The sequence below is a fragment of the Photobacterium sp. SP02 genome, from assembly GCF_038519165.1.
In the GTDB taxonomy this organism is placed as follows: Bacteria; Pseudomonadota; Gammaproteobacteria; order Enterobacterales; family Vibrionaceae; genus Photobacterium; species Photobacterium halotolerans.
The window spans coordinates 111833-131142 of record NZ_JASJOJ010000006.1 but is presented as its reverse complement, the minus strand read 5'-3'; the positions used below and the strand labels follow the sequence as shown (position 1 = coordinate 131142).

Here is a 19310-nt window from a genome sequence, read left to right as displayed (position 1 = left end):
CCTGCGATACCCACCTGACGAAAACGCCCAGTTACTTACCGGTAACCGGGCGTTTTTTATTGCGCCTTAAAACCCGCTGTATCGACTCAGGAGCGTAAACCTATCCCTTTTGATATCAGATAATGGGCCAGGCCGTACAAAGCAAGCACAAAGGCCAGCAGCACGCTAAAGGCGGTACCTATACCGACATCGGATACCCCGAGGAAACCATAACGAAACGCATTGACCATGTAGACGATAGGGTTGAGCTTGGACACCCACTGCCAGAATTCAGGCAACAGATTGAGGGAATAAAACACCCCGCCTAAATAGGTCAAAGGCGTCAGCACAAAAGTGGGAATAATGCTGATGTCATCAAAGGTTTTGGCGAACACCGCGTTGATCAGTCCTCCCAGAGAGAAAACAATCGAGGTCATGATGACAGTGGCAATAATCACCCCCAGGTGCGCTATCTGCAAATCGACAAACAGCAGCGACACAGCCGTCACTATCACCCCGACACCCAGCCCGCGCAGTACCCCACCGCCAATGTAGCCGGCGATAATGACAAAGTTGGGCACAGGCGCAACCAGCAATTCTTCAATATTGTGCTGAAACTTGGCACTAAAGAAAGAGGACGCCACATTCGAGTATGAGTTAGTGATCACTGACATCATGATCAAACCGGGCACTATATATTCCATATAGGTAAAACCGCCCATCTCACCGATCCGGCTGCCGATCAGGCTGCCGAAAATGATGAAGTATAAGGTCATGGTGATGGCTGGCGGCACCAGAGTCTGTACCCAGATGCGGGCAAAACGGTTCACTTCCTTACTGATTAAACTTTGAAAAGCAATCCAATACTGGTATCTCATGCAGACTGCTCTCCTTGACTCTGAGCAACAAGCGTCACGAACAACTCCTCAAGACGGTTGGCTTTATTACGCATAGACAGTACCTCTATCCCCTGGGCACTGAGCTGGCTGAATACCGCGTTCAGACCTGTTCCCTTGTGAATGTCGATTTCCAGCGTGTGGTTATCCGGCATTTTCCATGCCACACCATCAAGCTCAGGTTTACTGCCATTGAGAACAACATCAAGAATGAAGGTTTCCACCTCCAGCTTGGCCAGCAGCGATTTCATGCTGGTGTGTTCAATCAGCTCACCATGATTAATGATGCCGATATTACGGCACAGCATTTCAGCTTCTTCCAGGTAATGCGTTGTCAGAATAATCGTGACGCCCTGGCGGTTAATTTCTCGTAAAAAAGTCCACATCGAACGGCGCAGCTCGATATCCACCCCTGCGGTCGGTTCATCAAGAATTAACAGCCTGGGTTCGTGCATCAGGGCACGGGCAATCATCAGGCGCCGCTTCATACCGCCAGACAAACTACGGGCACGCTCATTGCGCTTATTCCACAAATCCAGCTGTGTCAGGTACTTCTTTGCCCGCTCTTTGGCCAGCGCCTTGGGGACGCCATAAAAACCGGCCTGATTGATCACTATCTGCTCGACAGTCTCGAACTGGTTGAAGTTAAACTCCTGCGGCACCAGACCGAGCTGATTTTTCGCTTCAACCAGCTGCTTGTCGATGTCATAGCCAAACACTTTCACCTGACCGGAGGTTTTATTGACCAGGGAGCTGATCACACCAATCGTGGTCGATTTACCGGCACCATTAGGCCCCAGCAGAGCGAAAAAGTCCCCTTCTTCGACTGTCAGGCTCATATCCTTAAGGGCCTGCACCCCTGGATAAGCCTTGTTTAAATCAGTAATTTCTAATGCATTCATACAATACGCTTTTTTATTTGGTATAAAGAGTAAAAAAATCAACAAATCGGATTTGCAAGCCGCCTCGCAAGTGTATAGTAATGACCTGTTTATCTTTGGCTTTGCAAGCGCATCATAGCAGCCATAGCCTGACCAAAGATAAACAACCCAATGTAGCAAACTAAGGTGTTGTCATGGCAGAAATTAAACAGCTATTTGCAAATAACTTTTCCTGGTCGGAAAAGATTAAAGCAGAAAACCCGGAATTCTTTTCACATCTCGCGAAAGCGCAGCACCCGGAATATCTCTGGATCGGCTGCTCAGACAGCCGGGTTCCGGCAGAACGCCTGACTGGCCTGGACTCTGGCGAGCTTTTCGTGCACCGAAACGTGGCTAACCAGGTCATTCATACTGATCTGAACTGCCTGTCAGTGGTGCAGTATGCTGTCGATGTGCTCAAGGTCAAACACATCATTATCTGCGGCCACTATGGTTGCGGCGGTGTGGCAGCCTCCATTGATAATCCGCCGTTAGGGCTCATCAATAACTGGCTGCTTCATATTCGCGATCTGTACCTTAAGCACCGCAGCGATCTGGGCACCCTGCCCCGTGAGGCCTGGGCCGATAAGCTCTGTGAAATCAACGTGGCTTCGCAAGTATACAACCTGGGCAACTCGACCATCATGCAACAAGCCTGGGAACGCGGCCAGAAAGTGAAAATTCATGGCTGGGTGTACGGTATTGGTGACGGCAAACTGACGGATTTGGGCGTTACCGCCACCAGCCGTGAGTCTCTGGAAGTTTCCTACCAAAGCGCGATGGCAACGATTTTACCCAAAGAATAGCCCATAAAGTAAAAGCGACCATCCGGTCGCTTTTACTTGTATCACGCAGCTAAAAACCGAGAGTTATCAGTCTTCCAGCGGAATCACTTTTCCGATAAACCGTAGATGGCGGTATTTCTGCGCATAATCAATGCCGACACCGACCACAAATTCATCGGGAATTTCAAAACCAATCCACTCGGCATCCACGGCGACTTCACGGCGCTCAGGCTTGTCCAGCAAAGTACAGATACGGATGGAATTCGGATTACGCAGGGCCAGTATTTCCCGGACTTTATTCAACGTGTTGCCGGTATCAATAATATCTTCAACCAGCAGCACGTCTTTGCCTTCGATTTCATCATCCAGATCTTTCAGAATACGGACATCACGGCTGCTTTCCATCGCGTTTCCGTAACTGGAAGCCGTCATAAAATCCACTTCGTGCGGCAGTTCAATCGCACGGGCCAGGTCAGCCATAAAGACAAAGGAACCTCGCAGCAATCCCACCATGACAAGGTTGTCTGAGCCCTGATAATAGGCGGTGATCTGCTCTCCGAGCTCTTTAATCCTTGCCTGAACATCCTGCTCAGAAATCATGACTTCAATGGTATGCTTCATTTATCTCTCCATATGCGCATTTGGCATGCACATGGGTCTCAGTGATTACTAAAAAGCTATTCTACCATCCTTGAACAAGAAAAGTTATTGCTTCAATTATTCGAGCCATATGACACAACGGGTATAAATCAGATTGAACCAAATCCATTGCTGAGGTAGAGTTATTAAGCAAAGTGCATATAAATCGATTGGCTAGGGAATTTGTAGCATGGACACCATAGTTAAAAAAACGAGGACGCGTCTCTCACCTGAGAAACGAAAACAACAACTTCTCAAGTGTGCGCTGGAAGTGTTTGCCCGCCGAGGTATCGGACGCGCAGGACATGCCGACATTGCTGATATGGCCAATGTCTCAGTGGCAACGGTTTTCAATTATTTTCCTACCCGTGAAGCACTTGTTGAGCAAGTTCTGTCACAGGTGGAAAGAAATTTTAATGAACTGCTGAATCTGTGCCTGGGAGAAGAGCACGATACCCTTCATAGTCACCTGAGCTGTATCACTGGCTATATGATTGATGCGGTTATCGAACAGCAGGACTGGTTAAAAGTATGGTTTGAATGGAGTACTTCTGTCAGGACTGAAACCTGGCCGCAGTTTCTTGATGCAAACCGTCCGAACCTGAAACAACTGACCAATATCTTTGAGCAGGGTAAACAGGATGGTCAGCTAAGTACGGAGATTACCTCTTATGATCTGACCTGGCTGCTTCATGGCTTATGTTACGTGCTGTATTTACGCGCCAACATTGAGCCAGACAAAAACAGCATGCAAACACAGGCCGACGCTTATATCAGCCTAATGTTCCCGCAGGCATAACTGCTGCCGTTAACTGGCAGCAGCAAGTATCCTGGGCTGGTACAAATCCAGCTCTACGGATACGCGTTGACCTGTTTGCAGGATCATGGGGGTATTCACTATCAAGTGGTGCCCCTCATAGTCTACCGTGTAGCGACAGCTGTCGCCCATGAACTGCTGTTCCAGAATAATCCCTTCACCGTCTTCGGTCGGTGTCAGCTTTAGGTTCTGTGGCCTGACAAGCCACTCAACATGCCTGCCTTCACCAAATGTGACAGCTTTTGCCAGATCAACACGGCCAAAGGGCGTCAGTAATCCATCCTGGCCGATAGTGGCCGGCACATACGAACCCGCCCCCAGGAAATCAGCCACAAAACGACTGCAAGGTTGATAGTAAAGCTCCGCTGCGGTACCAAACTGTTCTATTACGCCATTGTGCATCACTGCCAGCTTGTCCGCGAAAGCAAAGGCTTCCTCCCGGCTGTGAGTCACAAAGATAGCCGTTACCCCCTGCGCCTTGAAGATTCGCCGTATTTCCCGAATCAGGCCATGGCGAACCTGAGTGTCGATATTCGAAAACGGTTCATCCAGCAATATCAGATCAGGCTCGCAAGCCAGAGCCCGCGCAATCGCAACTCGCTGTTGCTGACCACCAGATAACTGGTGCGGGTAACGCTGGCCAAGGTTTTCCAGCCTAACCAGCGACAGCATTTCTTCTACTTTGGTCTGCGCACTGTTTTTTTCCCAGTCTCGCAGGCCAAAGGCTATATTTTCCGCCACAGTCAAATGAGGGAACAGCGCATAATCCTGGAAAATCATCCCTATATTGCGATCCTCCGGCGGCACCCAGCTCACTTTATCCACCACGGTACGGCCGTTTATCTGCAACTCGCCCTGCTCTTGCGGTAATAAGCCGGCAATGGCCTTAAGCAGGGTCGTTTTCCCGCAGCCGCTGGCTCCTAACAAACAGATGATTTCATTGTCTTCCACCACCAGAGACAGATTTTCCAGTACGGCATGACCGTTATAACGACAGGTCAGATTATGGACAGATAACGCATGACTCATCAGTGTGATTGCTCCAATGAACGGTTTACAACAACCAAAGGCACCAAGCCGACAAGCACCAGCAGAATGGCTGGCATAGCGGCCAGCTCCAGTTGCTCATCAGAGGCATAGTTGAAAACATAGGTTGCCAGAGTTTCAAAGTTAAATGGCCGCAGTAACAGCGCGGCGTTCAGCTCCTTCATCGATTCGATGAAGACCAGCAGACCCGCTATCAGGCAGCCCCGCCGGATGAGCGGCAAATGTACACGCCTCAGCATAGACATGGGCGCGCACCCCATGGTCTTGGCTGCCATATCCAGTGACGGAGGAATTTTGGCCAGGCTGCTTTCAATACTGCCCACGGCTACCGCACCAAAACGCACCACAAAGGCAAAAATCATGGCAAACACAGAGCCGGAGAAAAACAGCCCGGGCCGTCCCCATCCCATGAACTGAGTGAAGTCATTCAGCCAGTGATCGGCAGTGGTCAGTGGGATCATCACGCCGATTGCCAGCACAGTACCCGGCACGGCGTAACCCATCACACTTAACCGCATCGGCGCGATGCTGGACCGGCGGCCATCCAGGCGATGATAAAAATTGACCAGCAGGGCCACGGCGACTGCTAACAAAGCCGCGCTCACCGCAACCATCAGGCTGTTGATACTGAACTGTCTGAACTCTGAGTTCCAGCTCTGGGCAAAATACTGCCAGGCATAATAGAGCAGCTGCAGCAACGGCAGGATGAAAGCCAAACCGATCAGCCCCCAACACCAGCTCAGTGCCAGCACTTTTTTCCAGCCGGACAAACGGTAACGGACATCTTCATTCGGCTCACTGTGCTGCTGAAACAGCTTTTGCCGGCGACGACTGAATCGCTCTGCGCTGATCAGCAAAAAAATGGCCAGCAGCATCATGGCGGAAATTTTTGCCGCCGCGTTGAGGTTGGAATAGCCCAGCCAGGTGTCGTACACCGCCGTTGTCAGCGAATGGACGGCAAAGTAACTGACAGTACCGAAATCGCCTAGGGTTTCCATGGCAATCAAAGACAGGCCGACGGCAATGGAAGGCCGAGCCAGAGGCAAAGAAATGCGCCGGAAGCTTTCCAGCGGCGAACAGCGCAGCAAACGCGCAGATTGCAGTAAACTGGCGCTCTGTTCCATAAAAGCCGTGCGGGCCAGCAGGTAGATATAGGGATAAAGCACCAAAGCCAGTACCAGACACGCACCGCCTAAGGTGCGGATATCGGGAAACCAGTAATCCTGATAACTCTGCCAGCCAAACCAGTCGCGCAGCAGAATTTGTACCGGTCCGGCATAGTCGAACCAGTCAGTGTAGATGTAGCCTATGATGTAGCCCGGCATCGCCAGCGGCAATACTAAGGCCCATTGCAGCCACTTTTCACCGGGCAGCCGGCACATGGCCATAAACCAGGCGGCGGGCAAGCCAAACAAAGCAGCCAATAATGCGGTGCCGGTGACCAGCACCAGTGTATTGAGGGTATAGGTCCCCATCACTGTGCTCATCAGGTGCGCAAACACCTGATCCGATTCCCCCAGCGCCGTATAGAAAATGGCTAAAATGGGTAAAACCAGTAAAACACCAAACGTCCAGCCGCTGGTTTTCCAAATAGGGTATCTGTCTTTCATTGCCGACAACTTTGTATCCTTGAGCTGACACGAGAGAAGCCTTGCCCAACCAAGGGGCAACACATGCGTCCAAGCGGTTCGCGAAAAAAACGCCCCCAAAGATACCAGACAATAGATAAAAAGGGGCCTACCGACCCCTGTTTTTCTTCTACTTACAGATCAAACTGTACTTCATCCAGCAATTTGGTTGCTGCATTGTGATAATCAGCGATCTTCTCCAGAGGCAGAGTATCAGCTTTAAACTCCCCCCAGGACGCCACCAGCTCAGAGCGCTCTACACCCGCTTTAACCGGGTATTCAAAGTTCACTTCAGCGTACATGTGCTGAGCTTTGTCTGATGTCAGGAATTCCATCAGTTTCTGAGCATTGGCTTTATTAGGCGCATACTTAGCCATCGCCATACCGCTGATATTGACATGGGTGCCATTGACCTGCTGACCCGGAAAATTGATGTAAACCGCTTCTGCCCACGCTTTCTGATTTTCATCGCTCAGCATATTCCCCAGGTAGTAGCTGTTACCAATGGCCAGATCACACAGGCCTTCTTTGACCGCTTTCACCTGACCACGATCGTTACCCTGAGGTTTGCGAGCCAGGTTGGCTTTTACCCCTTCAAGCCAGGTTTTGGTTTCTGCTTCCCCGTAATGGGCAATCATCGAAGAAACCAGAGAAATATTGTAAGGGTGCTTACCTGAACGGGTGCAGATTTTGCCTTTCCACTCAGGTTTCGCCAGATCCAGGTAATCAAAACTGGCTGGCAGACGGCCGACACGCTCCCGGGATGAGTACACACTGCGGGTGCGTAACGTCAAGGCAAACCACTCATCGTCAGAATCGCGGTACTGAACCGGGACATTCTGATCAATCACTTCACTGTCAACGGCCTGAACCAGGCCTTTATCGCTCAATTCTGCCAGACGGCTGATGTCAACGGTCAGAATCACATCGGCCGGGCTGTATTCGCCTTCCTGAGCCAGTTTTTCAGCAATGCCGTCTTTGGCAAACTTGACGTTGACCTTAATGCCGGTTTCATCCGTGAATTCTTTCAGCATCGGCTCAATTAAAAACGGCTGGCGCAGAGAGTAGACGTTGACTTCTTCGGCTGCCTGAACCATTTGAGGTGCCGACAATCCCAGTAATACAGCAGAAGCTAACAGTTTTTTCATTGAGCATTCCCTTAATACAAAAATGAATGATAACGTTTATCAGTATCGCTCAATTATACTGTAGCTGCTTCAGCCAACAATGTGTTGAAACAAATGAACACAAAAAAACGCTGCCATCAGGCAGCGTTTTTGATAGTTATGTGAATTAGCTCAACTTTAAAGCAATTACTTCACACTGACAAACTCAGGGTAAGCATCTATACCGCAGTCGTGTAAATCCATTCCTGCCATTTCTTCCTCTTCGCTGACACGGATCCCCATGGTGGCTTTCAGGATGGCCCATACGGCCAGACTCGCACCAAAGACCCAGGCGAAGATAACAACCGCACCCAACAGCTGAGCACCAAAGCTGGCATCAGTGTTGTTGAACGGTACCACCATCAGCCCGAAGAAACCGCACACACCGTGCACTGAGATAGCGCCGACAGGATCATCGATTTTCAGCTTGTCCAGACCGATGATACTGAAGACAACCAGCGCACCGGCAATCACACCGATAATGACAGAAGACATAGGTGATGGAGACAGCGGATCTGCGGTGATAGCTACCAGGCCCGCCAGTGCACCATTGAGAATCATGGTCAGATCAGCTTTACCCCAGGTGGTTTTACACACAGCCAGTGCAGCGATGGCACCTGCTGCTGCGGCGGCATTGGTGTTGAGGAAGATTTTACCCACTGCCGTCGCATTCTCGAAGTCGGAAATCATCAGCTGCGAGCCGCCGTTAAAGCCGAACCAGCCAAACCACAGGATAAAAGTACCCAGAGTTGCCAACGGCATGTTTGAACCGGGAATCGGCAGGATTTCACCATTTTTACCGTATTTGCCTTTACGGGCGCCCAGCAGCAGCACACCAGCCAGTGCCGCAGACGCACCCGCCATATGCACAATCCCTGAGCCGGCAAAGTCACTGAAACCTGCAGCCGACAGGAAGCCACCACCCCAGGTCCAGTACCCTTCAACCGGATAGATAACAGCCGTCAGAACAACTGAGAATACCAGGAATGCCCACAACTTCATGCGTTCGGCCACAGCCCCTGAGACCACAGACATGGCTGTCGCGACAAAGACCACCTGGAAGAAGAAGTCAGATTCCAGCGAGTGATCAGCCCCTTCCGCCTGAGTACCGAATAAAGTACCAAATGAAGGCAGCCAGCCACCTTCGCCGTTATTCACATACATGATGTTATAACCCACAATCAGGTACATGGTGCAGGCAATGGCGTACAGACAAAAGTTTTTGGTTAAAATTTCTGTGGTATTTTTTGAGCGCACCAGCCCGGCTTCCAGCATGGCAAAGCCTGCTGCCATCCACATGACCAGGGCACCTGAGATCAGGAAAAAGAATGTGTCGAGCGCGTAGCGCAGCTCTGTCACCGTTGTTGATAATTCCATGGTTGTCGTCCTCTTATCACATCTCGTTGTTATAATGCTTCTGCGTCTGTCTCACCGGTACGGATACGTACCGCATGGTCCAGGTCGTAAACAAAAATCTTACCGTCACCGATTTTGCCTGTGTGTGCTGCCTTGGTGATGGCCTCAAGAATGATGTCCAGGTTCTCCGCCTGGGTGGCGATTTCCAGCTTGACCTTAGGCAGGAAATCAACCTGGTATTCCGCACCGCGGTACAGTTCAGTGTGCCCTTTCTGACGACCAAATCCCTTGACCTCAGAAACGGTCATCCCCTCAACCCCTACGTCCGCCAGCGCTTCACGCACATCATCCAACTTAAAAGGTTTGATTATTGCATTGATGAGTTTCATTAACCTTGCTCCTTAAACCTGTGCATCCCTAACATACACAGATTAATAAACAAGCTTCGTGCCAACTTTAAAAACCCTTAATAAACAACATCTTAATTAATAAACAGAAAAATTGCACAAAAAAACCGCACCATGGTGGTGCGGTTAATTCCCCGAAAAGAAGCAAAGCAGGAATTTACACTGAATCTGACGCCTATCGTCCGCGGATGAATGCACGCCAAGCATGCAAGACTTGCTCAAGATCCTCGAATCCACACAGGGAAACCGCTTCATCGTCATAATGGCTCATGTCTTCATCAAGCTGATCTTCACCTTGAAAAAACAAATAATTAGCCTGAACAATGGCTTCGTTATCCTCCAGGATCAGTGTCATTTCTTCCCCGCTTAACCGCCACTCGCTCGTGGTGCCCTTCAATGCACCAAGTTGATTCAGGATCAAGGCTATCTTTGCCTCATCAGACTGCACTTCTTCCACCAGCCAGCGGCCGAGCGCTTCATGCCCCATAGAAAAAACCACATGATAGCTGCCGTCCAGCATGTTTTTCTTAAATTCGTAGTCCATACCTGCCCTTTATTATTGTGATTGGTGATTCGTTCTTGGTGATTGGAATCTGCCGTCAGGCGCCATCTTACTTAACTATTGTCCGCATACTGCATTCAGTGAAGGGAGCCGGAATAATTCCGCCGCGCACCTTGTCAGGAACCCGGTAAAAATGCAACCTGAAGCCGCTATGAGCTGTCTTTAAGGCGTGAGTGGGGAAGTTGCCCACCTTGCCGAGTCACCGCAACAGGCGGGCTTAAAAGGCAAACGGCAAACGGCAAACTGTAGCGCAACACAAAAAGCCATCAAGACAAAAAAGACAGGGAGCCATTGGCTCCCTGTCTTATTCACGAGTATCTATCCGGGTCAGGTATGCTTACACCGCAGCCTGGATAATCACTTCATCGGCACGCTTGGTGTACTGGCCCATACGGTGGAAGTTCAGATAACGGTAAGTATCTGCTGCCGTAGCATTAATCTGCTTGGCGTACTCCATGTACTCTTCCACAGTCGGGATGCGACCCAGGATAGCCCCCACCGCGGCCAGCTCAGCTGAAGACAGATACACATTGGCACCTGTCCCCAGACGGTTCGGGAAGTTACGGGTAGAGGTCGACATCACAGTCGCTTTGTCAGCCACACGCGCCTGGTTGCCCATACACAGCGAACATCCCGGGGTTTCAATACGAACCCCGGCACGGCCGAAGATGCCGTAGTAACCTTCCTCGGTCAGTTGATCACGGTCCATCTTAGTCGGCGGTGCCACCCACAAACGCGTGTTCAGCTGGCCACCAAATTTATCCAGCAGCTTACCGGCGGCACGGAAATGACCGATGTTAGTCATACAGGAACCGATGAAGACCTCGTCGATTTCCGTACCCTGCACATCAGACAGCAGGCGAGCATCATCCGGATCGTTAGGTGCACACAGGATAGGCTCTTTGATCTCAGCCAGATCGATTTCGATCACGTGAGCATATTCAGCGTCTTTGTCTGCTTCCATCAGTGACGGATTATCCAGCCATTCCTGCATCGCAGTAATACGGCGCTCAATAGTACGACGATCGCCATAACCTTCCGCGATCATCCACTTCAGCATCACAATGTTGGATTCCAGGTACTCAGCCACAGATTCCTGCGACAGTTTCACTGTACAACCCGCCGCACTGCGCTCTGCTGAGGCATCAGACAGCTCGAACGCCTGCTCCACCGTCAGGTGCTCAACACCTTCAATTTCCAGCACGCGGCCGGAGAATTCGTTGATCTTACCAGCTTTCTCTACGGTCAGCAGACCTTGCTTGATACCGTAGTAAGGGATGGCATGCACCAGATCACGCAGCGTGATCCCTTCTTGCATTTCGCCCTTGAAGCGCACCAGGATAGATTCTGGCATATCCAGCGGCATCACGCCGGTTGCCGCGGCGAACGCCACCAGGCCAGAACCGGCCGGGAACGAGATCCCCAGAGGGAAACGGGTGTGCGAGTCACCGCCGGTACCGACAGTATCAGGCAGCAGCATACGGTTCAGCCAGGAGTGAATCACACCGTCGCCAGGACGCAGCGAGACACCGCCACGGTTCATGATGAAATCAGGCAGCGTATGGTGGGTGTTGACATCAACTGGCTTAGGATACGCCGAGGTGTGACAGAATGACTGCATGGTCAGTTCGGCAGAGAAGCCCAGACAGGCCAGATCTTTCAGCTCATCACGGGTCATAGGACCTGTGGTGTCCTGAGAGCCCACTGTGGTCATCTTAGGCTCACAGTAAGTGCCCGGACGGATACCTTCAACGCCACAGGCTTTACCGACCATTTTCTGAGCCAGGGTAAACCCTTTGCCTGAATCGGCCACTGGCTGCGGACGGCGGAATACCGTCGACGCTTCCAGGCCCAGACACTCACGGGCACGGTCAGTCAGACCACGACCGATGATCAGCGGAATACGGCCACCGGCACGCACTTCATCAATCAGCACATCGGTTTTCAGCGAGAAGGTCGAGATCACTTCATCACTGCCGTGGTGGCGCACTTCGCCTTTGAATGGGTAAACGTCGATCACATCGCCCATGTTCAGCGCCGTCACATCCACTTCAATCGGCAGTGCACCGGCATCTTCCATAGTATTAAAGAAGATAGGCGCAATCTTACCGCCCAGCACATAACCGCCAGCGCGCTTATTCGGCACATTTGGAATGTCATCGCCCATAAACCAGAGGACAGAGTTAGTCGCCGATTTACGGGATGAACCCGTACCGACCACGTCACCCACGTATACCAGCTGATGGCCTTTTTCTTTCAGGGCTTCAATTTGTTTCACCGGGCCGACGGAACCGGCTTGATCCGGTTCAATACCGTCACGTTCATTTTTCAGCATCGCCATCGCGTGCAGAGGAATATCCGGACGGGACCAGGCATCAGGTGCCGGTGACAGGTCATCGGTATTGGTTTCACCGGTGACTTTAAAAACGGTCAGGGTAATTTTTTCAGCCAGTTCAGGCTTAGACAGGAACCACTCGGCATCCGCCCAGGATTGCAGCACTTGCTTGGCGAATTCGTTGCCGGCTTTTGCTTTTTCTTCGACATCATAGAAAGCATCGAACATCAGCAGCGTATGAGACAGGGCTTTCACCGCAATCGGTGCCAGTTCGGCATTGTCTAACAGGCTGATCAGTGGCTCAATGTTATAACCACCCTGCATGGTACCCAGCAGTTCAGCCGCTTTTTCTTTGCTGACAATGGGAGAAGTCGCTTCACCTGTGGTAATCGCGGCCAGAAAGCCCGCTTTCACGTATGCGGCTTCATCAACACCTGGCGGGATGCGGTTTTCCAGCAGGTCGACCAGGAAGGCTTCTTCGCCTGCAGGTGGATTTTTCAGAAGTTCAACCAGAGCAGCAGTTTGCTCGGCATCCAGAGGCTTAGGGACAATCCCTTCAGCAGCACGCTCTTCGACGTGTTTACGGTAGGCTTCAAGCACGACATATTCCTCATTTTTCGGTTTAGCCAACCGGCTAAACATCCTTGGAAGTGATTGCCCTCTCCGGTTATCTCGCACGCATTATGCTTGACTTGATTCAGACCTTTTTGGCGTGCAGGAGAGACCAAAACCGGTTACGGAGCATACCATTTTTAACTAAACATTAAAATCAGGCGGACTTTTACAACATTCACAAAACAGGAAAAATCCCGGTATTACAAGGCTCCTCCAAAAAACAGATAGAATGAACTTAAATCTTCTTCCGTCCTGCCATAAGCCAGAATGAATGGCCCGAATGGCGTAGTAATACCCGTAAATATGCTACCCGCATAGTATCCCGGTATTTCTGAGACCGAAAGATTGGGATTATTGAACACGCCGCCCCATTCGACAGAGCCGCCCAGATACACCGCTGAGTTAAACAGGCCGAAGTCGTTATCCAGCAGATGGTAACGGTACACCAGGGCAGAAAATACTTTATTGTTACCCGACAGGCTGTTTTTCGGTATGCCGGATAAATTCAGGAATCCCCCCAGCTCTTTGGGGTCAAGCCGTAAATCCTCGTCAGAATGGACGTTGCCGTATTCCGCCTTGCCCATCACGGTATGGCGGCCAAAGGTGTACGCCCCTTTCCAGCCCAAATCGAAATGCAAAGAAGTATCTGTACTGTGCTCACCCCGAAAACGCACACTGTCATCCGAAGAGGCAATTTCGGCCAGAAAAAAGTGACCGTTGTTCGGCAGGGTGAAATCGTCCAGGGTATCAAGGTTGTACCTCAGATAAAGGCGTCGGCTGTTGCGCTCCTGATCGCCCAGATTCAGAATACCGGGAAATTGTGTTTCTCCGTTGCCAAACAGATAACCTACCCTGAATTCCTGCCACAGGGCAGGCTGCCACCCCAGCGAGCTGTCGATATTCACATCAATGAAGCGCGCAGCGATAAAATCATCAATGTTCTTCAGGTTTGGCTCTTCCCCCGAAACCGCCAGATAGGTATTGGTCACATCGTAATCGATGCCCATCACGGCGAACCATTCCTGATCGTTGGTAAAAGGTACATACAACTCGCTGGCAACGCGCTTATCTGAGCCATATTCGAGCTCGTTGCGCCATTCTGCCCCTTTCTCTGACAGTCCGGTCGCCGTTAACGCCAGGCCGATGGAGAAGTCGGTATTATTGGCAAAGTCATCTTCTAAGGCGAAGCGCATGTCGATGAAGTTGGGCCCCCAGCTTTTGGCCTTCACTTCAAAGATCAAGATATGGCGGTTGCCTAAGCGCTCAAACCGGTAATCTACCCGTTCAAACCTGTCCAGCGCATACAGATCGCGCACACTTTGCTCCAGCTGCTCGGTATTGACTTTCATGCCGGGTTTCAGCTGCAGACGGTCTAGCAGGACTTCATCGGCATAAGGGCTGTTGTTGAGCAATTCAATTTCGTCAATCCGGCCTTCTTCCAAAAATTCCAGCTCGCGCCGGGCTTCCTGTTTGTTATCAATATAGGCCTGATAAGTGCTGGCGTTGCCAAGCTCTGCCAGCTGGAAGCGCACAGTCTGAACACTGTGATAACCACTATCGAAGGCTTCCGGCATGCGGTCAAAGTCTGTGGTGCTGATGCCCCGGACATCCGGACGCAACAACAGGTCGCTGTCGGACAACTGCGCTTCCTGGCGGGCAGAATTATCCCGCACCATAAAGTCGGTCAGCTGATCCATGACCACCAGGTAGTCGGTCAGCTCATCGGCGGTTTTGAAATCGTTACTGATATCAACCGCAATCACCAGATCGGCGCCCATCTCTTTCACCACAGAAATAGGCAGGTTATTGGTGATGCCGCCATCCACCAGCAATTTGCCGTCCAGCATCACAGGCGGCAGCAAACCGGGAACAGACATACTCGCTTGCATCGCCTCGGCCAGATCGCCACCGGACAGCACAACGGGTTTAAGATTTTCAATATCGGTGGCGACCGCACGGTATGGCACAGGCAGGGCATCAAAGCTGGCCATCCAGGGCAAATTGCCGGATGTGGTGCGCAGTATCTCGCCCATGGTCTGTCCCTGCACAAACCCTTTCGGCACTTTGATTTCCCAGAACTTAAACCCCAGATCCGTGACTATCTGGAACCTGTCCTCTTGCTGCTTTTCACGGACCCGCCGCTCACTGCGCTGCACCCTGTCCTCATAACCCGACTCCCAGTCTACGGTGTTGAGAATGGCTTCGACCTCATCGGCGCTCATGCCTGATGCGTACAAGCCCCCGACATAAGCGCCCATGCTGGTCCCCACAATGTAATCCACCGGGATCTGCAGCTCTTCCAGCGCCTTCAGCACCCCGACATGGGCTGCCCCTTTGGCGCCGCCACCGCCGAGCACAAGTCCGACCTTCAGGCGATCAGCATTTTTTTGCTCCGCTTTCACTAAAGCTGAAGTAAATACGGCCGATATCACAATAAATAATGCAATAAAACGCAACATCCCTTTAAAAACACCATTTTGATCACTGGGCCGATGTGAGTGGCACCGGCTAAAAAAGACAATTAATTCGCACACTTATACCGCAGAAATCCCGGTAGCAACAGAGAATTGATGCATGAACCTCAAGCAGCTTTCCATCAGGCAAAAACTTACACTGGCAATGAGCATAGCCGTCATTGCCTCAAGCGCATTAGTCAGTTACCTCAGTCTCAGCACCTCGCAGGACATTATTCAGTCGCGCCTGCTCAGCAATGAACTGCCGACCCGGCTGGCCCATTTCAGCGGACAAGTGGAATCAGAAGTCAGGCTGCTGCAAAACGCCACTGAGCAGCTGGCGAACAATACGGCCATGCTGAACCTGCTGGCGCAGCCTGTCAGCACCGCCGATGAACAGCAGCTGATTGACCAGCTCAACAGCCTCAAGCGCCAGTACGGCCTGAACGATGCGTCGATTGCCAACCGGGAAACCGGGGATTACTGGAACCAGAACGGATTCCTGCGCCGCCTGAATCGCACTCAGGATAGCTGGTTCTACAGCTTCCGTGACAGCAACACGTCAAGAATGACCCAGGTGTTCAGGGAAGCGAACGGCGAGCTGAAACTGTTCGTCAATTACCAGCAGCTGAACGGCACAGGAATGTCCGGCTTTTCCCGCTCATTCAATGATATGGCTAATCTGCTCTCACAGTTCAAACTGGAACAAACCGGCTTTGTGGTACTGACGGATGCACGCGGCGTGGTGCAGCTTGATCCGAACAACCGCAACCCGGCAAAAACGCCTTTTACCGATCGCTTTGGTTCCGACAGCCGGGTGTTACTGGAAAAGAGCCCTTTCAATCTGTTTACCGCCCATTATCAGGGCCAGAAGCTGCTGCTGGCTTCCAGCTATATTCCGGCGATGGACTGGTTCGTGATTGCTCAGGTGCCTGAACAAGAAGTGTTTGCCCAGCTAAATGAGACCCGCAATTATGTGATGCTTCTGGCTGTTCTGACCACACTGGCATTTATTGGCCTGGCGGTGTACCTGAGCCAGACCATCACCCGGCCGATCCGCCAGGCCGCTGATACCTTCCGCGAGCTGGGCGAAGGTGATGGCGATCTGAGCCGACGCATTCCGGTGTCTGGCAAAGACGAAATTGCCGAACTGGCCAATGGTTTCAATGCCTTTGCCGGCAAGATCCACGCACTGGTTATCGACGTCGCTGCCACGGGCACAGAACTCCGGGTGGCCGCCGAGCAAGTCTCTGCCCAGGCGCAGGCCACACTGGATCACAGCCAGAATCAACGCGATCGTACCCTGCAGGTGGTCACAGCCATTAATCAGATGGGCGCCACCGTCAATGAGATAGCCGGTAATGCGGCTTATGCGGCGGAATCCGCTTCGCAGGCCACCTCGGCCACCAGCAATGGTCAGCAGGTGGTCCAGAGCGCTCAGGACAGCATTGAACAGCTGGCCGGCGATATGCACAACATGGCGAAAGTGGTCGCGACCCTGGCAGACAATACCGTCGCCATTGGCGGTATTCTGGAAGTGATTCGTGGCGTCTCCGAGCAAACCAATCTGCTGGCACTCAATGCCGCCATTGAAGCGGCGCGAGCAGGTGAGCAAGGACGGGGATTTGCCGTGGTCGCCGACGAGGTCCGTAACCTGGCCAGCCGCACCGCGGCCTCAACCGATGAAATCCAGACCATGATTAACCGCCTGCAGCAGGAAGCGCAAAACGCCGTGCAGGCCATGCACAACAGCCAGCAATTAACCGAAGCCGGTACCCAGGCTGCGGATGATGCCACCAAGGCGCTGCTGCTCATCAACGAGCAGATCCTGCAGATTTCCGATCTGAACACCCAGGTCGCCACGGCCACCGAGGAGCAGTCCACCGTTGTGTCTGATATCAACATCAATATCGAAGATATCAACGAGAATACCCAACGTACCTCAGACACAGCCAATGAAATGGTCACGTCCAGTCAGAATCTGCACGCTTTGTCGCTCCGTCTGGAGCGTATGGTCAGCAGCTTTAAGCAGTAATCAGACTCTGCACCGCCTTCAAGCCTAGTGCCCGGAACATCCCCTGCTAACCTCCCCCTCCACGAGGGGGAGGAACAAAAGCAGCGAACCTGTCCTTGAAGCCAGAATACTTCCCTCCCCTTTTCAAGGGGAGGGAGGATGCGAATGCCTTTACTCTGATTCAAAACGTAAAAAAGCGCCGCAAGGGCGCTTTTTTCATGCAGTCAGAAAAGGTAAAAACTTACTTTTTCTTCTTCGCTTTGGCGTTTGGCAGGTCAGTGATCGAACCTTCGTACACTTCCGCAGCCAGACCCACAGACTCGTGCAGAGTCGGGTGAGCATGGATGGTCAGTGCGATGTCTTCGGCATCACAACCCATCTCGATAGCCAGACCAATTTCGCCCAGCAGTTCACCACCGTTAGTACCTACGATAGCACCACCGATAACACGGTTAGTGTCTTTGTCGAAGATCATCTTAGTCATGCCGTCAGCACAGTCAGACGCGATCGCACGGCCGGAAGCGGCCCAAGGGAAAGTCGCAACTTCGTAGTTGATGCCTTCTGCTTTCGCTTCTTTCTCTGTCTTACCCACCCAGGCAACTTCTGGCTCAGTATAAGCAATTGAAGGAATCACTTTCGGGTCGAAGTAATGCTTCTTACCGGCAATCACTTCTGCCGCTACGTGACCTTCGTGCACACCTTTGTGCGCCAGCATTGGCTGACCCACCACATCGCCGATGGCGAAGATGTGAGGCACGTTAGTGCGCATTTGCTTGTCGGTGTTGATAAAGCCACGCTCATCAACCGCCACGCCAGCTTTGTCAGCGTCAATCAGCTTGCCGTTTGGCGTACGGCCGATCGCCACCAGAACCGCGTCGTAACGAACAGGCTCAGCCGGTGCTTTCTTGCCTTCCATTGACACGTAAATGCCGTCTTCCTTCGCTTCAACCGCAGTCACTTTGGTTTCCAGCATCAGGTTGAACTTCTTGCTGATACGCTTGGTGAAGACTTTGATGATGTCTTTGTCTGCCGCAGGGATCACCTGATCAAACATTTCAACGACGTCGATCTGTGAGCCCAGTGCGTCATACACAGTACCCATTTCCAGACCAATGATACCGCCACCCATGACCAGCAGTTTTTCTGGTACTTCTTTCAGTTCCAGCGCGTCTGTGGAGTCCCAGATACGCGGATCTTCATGCGGGATGAAAGGCAGTTCAATCGGACGGGAGCCGGCAGCGATGATAGCGTTGTCGAATTTCACCGTAGTGGCTTCTTCGCCTTCGACAAGGATAGTGTTCGGATCGGTAAATTTACCGTAGCCGTTCACGACAGTCACTTTACGCATTTTCGCCATACCACCCAGACCACCGGTCAGCTGGTTGATGACTTTATCTTTCCAGATGCGGATCTTGTTGATATCGGTTTGTGGCTCACCAAATACCACGCCGTGATCGGCCATGGCTTTAGCTTCTTCGATGACTTTCGCCACGTGCAGCAGTGCTTTCGATGGGATACAACCCACGTTCAGACACACACCACCCAGCGTGCTGTATTTTTCAATCAGAACCGTTTCCAGACCTAAGTCTGCGCAACGGAAAGCGGCAGAGTAACCGGCAGGACCTGAGCCTAGAACTACGACCTGGGCTTTAATTTCTTTACTCATTATTGACCTCGTTGTAAGTCATCTA

Annotated in this window: 15 protein-coding genes; 3 read left to right on the top strand and 12 right to left on the bottom strand. The window is 51.7% G+C overall.

The window, feature by feature from the left end:
* Positions 1–86 precede the first annotated feature (86 nt).
* Entirely contained in the window at positions 87–857 is a 771-nt protein-coding gene (locus tag P0Y67_RS04705; RefSeq protein WP_192015788.1) for an ABC transporter permease, read from the bottom strand.
* On the bottom strand, positions 854–1777 hold the full coding sequence (locus P0Y67_RS04700; protein ID WP_342390933.1) for an ABC transporter ATP-binding protein: 924 nt from the start codon (positions 1775–1777) through the stop codon (positions 854–856). Before P0Y67_RS04700 ends, P0Y67_RS04705 begins: the two co-directional genes overlap by 4 nt.
* 173 nt (positions 1778–1950) lie before the next feature.
* On the opposite strand from P0Y67_RS04700, the gene can reads away from it, so the two are divergent.
* A complete protein-coding gene (gene can / locus P0Y67_RS04695; RefSeq protein ID WP_192015790.1) occupies positions 1951–2601 on the top strand; it encodes a carbonate dehydratase in 651 nt (216 codons plus the stop codon).
* Between the two features lie 66 nt (positions 2602–2667).
* On the opposite strand, the gene hpt is transcribed toward can, so the two are convergent.
* Positions 2668–3201, bottom strand: coding sequence for a hypoxanthine phosphoribosyltransferase (gene hpt / locus P0Y67_RS04690; protein WP_342390932.1), 534 nt, complete (start codon positions 3199–3201; stop codon positions 2668–2670).
* 208 nt (positions 3202–3409) lie between these two features.
* Between hpt and P0Y67_RS04685 the strand changes: the two genes are divergently transcribed.
* Positions 3410–4018: a TetR/AcrR family transcriptional regulator gene (locus P0Y67_RS04685; protein ID WP_342390931.1), complete on the top strand. Its 609-nt coding sequence runs from the start codon at positions 3410–3412 to the stop codon at positions 4016–4018.
* A gap of 9 nt (positions 4019–4027) precedes the next feature.
* Here P0Y67_RS04685 and P0Y67_RS04680 read toward each other — a convergent pair whose 3' ends face one another.
* The 8 genes from P0Y67_RS04680 to P0Y67_RS04645 all read right to left on the bottom strand — a co-directional run bounded on the left by P0Y67_RS04680 (position 4028) and on the right by P0Y67_RS04645 (position 15611).
* A complete protein-coding gene (locus tag P0Y67_RS04680) occupies positions 4028–5065 on the bottom strand; it encodes an ABC transporter ATP-binding protein (RefSeq protein ID WP_342390930.1) in 1038 nt (345 codons plus the stop codon).
* The gene (locus P0Y67_RS04675; protein WP_342390946.1) at positions 5065–6693 is read right to left on the bottom strand and encodes an ABC transporter permease; all 1629 of its coding nucleotides are present in this window, start codon (positions 6691–6693) and stop codon (positions 5065–5067) included. Before P0Y67_RS04675 ends, P0Y67_RS04680 begins: the two co-directional genes overlap by 1 nt.
* A gap of 152 nt (positions 6694–6845) precedes the next feature.
* A complete protein-coding gene (locus P0Y67_RS04670) occupies positions 6846–7859 on the bottom strand; it encodes a Fe(3+) ABC transporter substrate-binding protein (RefSeq protein WP_342390929.1) in 1014 nt (337 codons plus the stop codon).
* A gap of 165 nt (positions 7860–8024) precedes the next feature.
* The gene (locus P0Y67_RS04665; protein WP_342390928.1) at positions 8025–9254 is read right to left on the bottom strand and encodes an ammonium transporter; all 1230 of its coding nucleotides are present in this window, start codon (positions 9252–9254) and stop codon (positions 8025–8027) included.
* 29 nt (positions 9255–9283) lie between these two features.
* Complete coding sequence (locus P0Y67_RS04660) at positions 9284–9622, bottom strand: P-II family nitrogen regulator (protein ID WP_027253649.1); 339 nt, start codon at positions 9620–9622, stop codon at positions 9284–9286.
* A 193-nt stretch (positions 9623–9815) separates the two neighbouring features.
* Positions 9816–10184: a YacL family protein gene (locus P0Y67_RS04655; protein ID WP_342390927.1), complete on the bottom strand. Its 369-nt coding sequence runs from the start codon at positions 10182–10184 to the stop codon at positions 9816–9818.
* A gap of 355 nt (positions 10185–10539) precedes the next feature.
* Positions 10540–13137, bottom strand: coding sequence for a bifunctional aconitate hydratase 2/2-methylisocitrate dehydratase (gene acnB / locus P0Y67_RS04650; RefSeq protein WP_342390945.1), 2598 nt, complete (start codon positions 13135–13137; stop codon positions 10540–10542).
* A 215-nt stretch (positions 13138–13352) separates the two neighbouring features.
* A complete protein-coding gene (locus P0Y67_RS04645; protein ID WP_342390926.1) occupies positions 13353–15611 on the bottom strand; it encodes a patatin-like phospholipase family protein in 2259 nt (752 codons plus the stop codon).
* 115 nt (positions 15612–15726) lie between these two features.
* Here P0Y67_RS04645 and P0Y67_RS04640 point away from each other — a divergent pair, with 115 nt between their 5' ends.
* Positions 15727–17640, top strand: coding sequence for a methyl-accepting chemotaxis protein (locus P0Y67_RS04640; protein WP_342390925.1), 1914 nt, complete (start codon positions 15727–15729; stop codon positions 17638–17640).
* A 220-nt stretch (positions 17641–17860) separates the two neighbouring features.
* Here P0Y67_RS04640 and lpdA read toward each other — a convergent pair whose 3' ends face one another.
* Positions 17861–19285 (bottom strand): dihydrolipoyl dehydrogenase, encoded by a 1425-nt coding sequence (gene lpdA, locus P0Y67_RS04635; protein ID WP_342390924.1) that lies wholly within the window; start codon positions 19283–19285, stop codon positions 17861–17863.
* Positions 19286–19310: the final 25 nt, after the last annotated feature.